General features: G+C 72.7%; 1 protein-coding gene. It reads right to left on the bottom strand.

Annotation, left to right across the window (positions count from 1 at the left end; all coding sequences use genetic code 11):
• A partial coding sequence (locus EHS43_RS44355; RefSeq protein WP_260471011.1) for a beta-galactosidase occupies positions 1-1,519 on the bottom strand: 1,519 nt, incomplete at both ends.

Below are 1,519 nucleotides of genomic sequence, written 5' to 3'. Positions count from 1 at the left end.
GCCGACGAGCGGGATCACGGCGAAGCCGACGAAGACCACCAGCGCGGGCGCGGCCAGCCACGGCAGGATGCCGCGTGCCTCGCGCCGCGGTGGATGGCCGGTGAGTGCGCTCATTTGGCGGTGACCGTCGACCGGCTTACCGCTCAGCAGCTCGGTCGCCCGCGCGGCGACCCGCACCTCGGCCTCGCGGTCACCGTGGTTGATCAGGAAGAGGTAGTCCGCGTCCCGGCCTCTGCGCAGTACCGCCTCCACCCCCTGCGGTGTCTCGCGCACCGGCTCCACGCCCGCCTCGGTGCGGATGCGGTCCAGCAGGCCGGCGAGGGTGGTCGGGTCGGGGTGGGTGGCCAGGTACCAGGCCACGCCCTGGCCGTAGGGGTGGCGGGTGACCGCCGGGACTCCCGTCAGCGGGCCCGAGGTGTACGAGGTCACGACCTCCGCGCCGGTCGGCCGTACCCGCTCCGACCACAGGGACGCCGTACCGCCGCCGGTGAGCCCCAGGGACTCCCCCGGCAGCAGCGGGAACAGTTCGTCGGTGTTGACGCCCAGGGCCTCCCGGAACGCGCCCGGGTAACCGCCCAGGCGGACATGGCAGTTGGTGTCGACGGTCCCGCTGTGGAAGCCGACGACCAGTGTGCCGCCGTCCGAGGCGAAGCTTCTCAGGTTCTCCGCGCCCTCGTCGTCGACCAGGTAGAGGGCGGGGGCGAGGACGAGCCGGTAGGCGGACAGGTCCGCGTCGGGGCGGACGAAGTCCACGGCCACGCCGGAGCGCCACAGCGGCTCGTACCAGGAGCGGACCAGGTCCAGGTAGCGGACCGACTCGCTGGGCTGGGAGGGGAGTTCGAGGGCCCAGCGGGCGTTCCAGTCCCAGACGACGGCGACGGACGCGGGGCTCACGGCGCCCCGTACCTCCGCCAGCGCCCTCAGGTCCGCGCCCAGCGCCACCACGTCCCGCCAGATCCGGCTGTCGGTGCCGGCGTGCGGAAGCATCGCCGAGTGCCACTGCTCGGCGCCCGCCTTGGCGGCCCGCCACTGGAAGTAGGCGATGCCGTCGGCGCCCCGGGCGACGTGGGCCAGGGCGTTGCGTCGCAACTCGCCCGGGTCCTTGGCCCTGTTGACCGGCTGCCAGTTCACCGCGCCGGTCGAGTGCTCCATCAGCAGCCAGGGGCCGCCGGCCAGCGAGCGCACGAGGTCCCCGCTGAGCGCGATGTCGATCTGCGACTCGGGGTCGGTGGAGCGCAGGTAGTGGTCGTTGGAGACGACGTCCAGCTCCGGTGCCCAGCGCCAGTAGTCGAGCGCGTCGAAGTTGTACATCACCATGAAGTTGGTGGTGGCGGGCACCGAGGGAGCGGTCTCCCGCAGCACCTCGCGCTCCGCCCTGCACAGCGACAGCAGTTCGTCGGAGCAGAAGCGGCGCCAGTCGAGCTGGTGGGTGGGGTTCGGGACGGCTCCGGTGGCGCGGGGCGGGATGATCTCGTCCCAGTCGTAGTACCACTGGCTCCAGAAGGTGGTGCCCCAGGCG

It is taken from the genome of Streptomyces sp. RP5T, assembly GCF_003933965.1.
Taxonomy (GTDB): domain Bacteria; phylum Actinomycetota; class Actinomycetes; order Streptomycetales; family Streptomycetaceae; genus Streptomyces.
The sequence above is the reverse complement of the archived record's forward strand: the minus strand, read 5'-3'. Positions and strand labels throughout refer to the sequence as shown.